The organism is Arhodomonas sp. KWT, from assembly GCF_010993615.1.
In genome coordinates, this window is sequence record NZ_WNXE01000521.1 from 1 (window position 1) to 1,128 (window position 1,128).

Below are 1,128 nucleotides of genomic sequence, written 5' to 3' on the forward strand. Positions count from 1 at the left end.
ATGCGACCGTGGCTGGAGGGGCTGGCCGGGAACCCGGCGAGTGCCCACGCGGTGGGCCGGCATGCCGCCGCCGCGGTGGCGCAGGCCCGTGCCCGGGTCGCCGGGGCCCTGGGGGCGTCGGCCGACGAGATCGTGTGGACCTCCGGGGCGACCGAGGCCGACAACCTCGCGATCAAGGGGGCGGCGCGTCACCAGCACGCGCGCGGACGCGGTGATCATCTCGTCACCCTGGCCACCGAGCACCGCGCGGTGCTGGCGAGCTGTGAGGCCCTGGAGCGCGAGGGGTTCACGGTGACGCGGGTGCCGCCGGAGTCGGACGGCGGCGTGAGCGCCGGGGCGCTCGCCGCCGCGCTGACCGCGCGCACGGTCCTGGTGTCGGTGTCCGCGGTGAACAACGAGACCGGCGTGATCCCCGACCTGGCGGCCATCGCCGAACGGGTGAAGGGGCACGGCGCGCTGCTGCATGTCGATGCGGCCCAGGCCCTCGGCCGGGTGTCGCTGGACGTCTCCGGGCTGCCTGCCGACCTGGTCTCGCTTTCGGCCCACAAGTGCTATGGCCCCCAGGGCGTGGGGGCGCTGTATGTCCGTCGTCGCCCGCGGGTCCGGCTCATGCCGCTGCTCCATGGCGGCGGCCAGGAGGGTGGTCTGCGGCCGGGCACGGTGCCCGTGGCGCAGGTGGTGGGCATGGGTGCGGCGGTGGCGCGGTGCGTGCGCAACGCGGCCCGGGACGGCCGTCACCTGGAGGCGCTGCGGGGTCGCCTGCTTGCCGGCCTGGCCGAGATCGGCGGTGTGATCCTCAACGGGCGTCGGGATGGTTCGCCGCATATCGTCAATGTCTCGTTTCCCGGGGTGCATGGCGCCGCGCTTGCCGGCCTGCTCGACGGCCTGGCGGTCTCCGCGGGCTCGGCCTGTGCGGCGGCCGTGCCGGCGCCGTCCCACGTGCTGCGCGCCATGGGCCGGCCGGATGCCCTGGCCCACGCCTCGCTGCGCCTCAGCCTGGGTGGGCCGACCACTGCCGGGGAGGTCGATCGGGCGGTGGCGGTGATCGGTACTGCGGTGGGGCATCTGCGCGGCTTCTCACCGGTGTGGCAACGCCTCGCCGCCGGCGAGACGATCCAGTCGGTCTAC

1 protein-coding gene is annotated in these 1,128 nt (G+C 75.3%); it reads left to right on the forward strand.

Going from position 1 to position 1,128, the window contains the following annotated elements; all coding sequences use genetic code 11:
- Window positions 1-1,128 (forward strand): cysteine desulfurase family protein (locus tag G7A99_RS20405; RefSeq protein WP_163143693.1); only part of this gene is annotated, 1,128 nt, incomplete at both ends.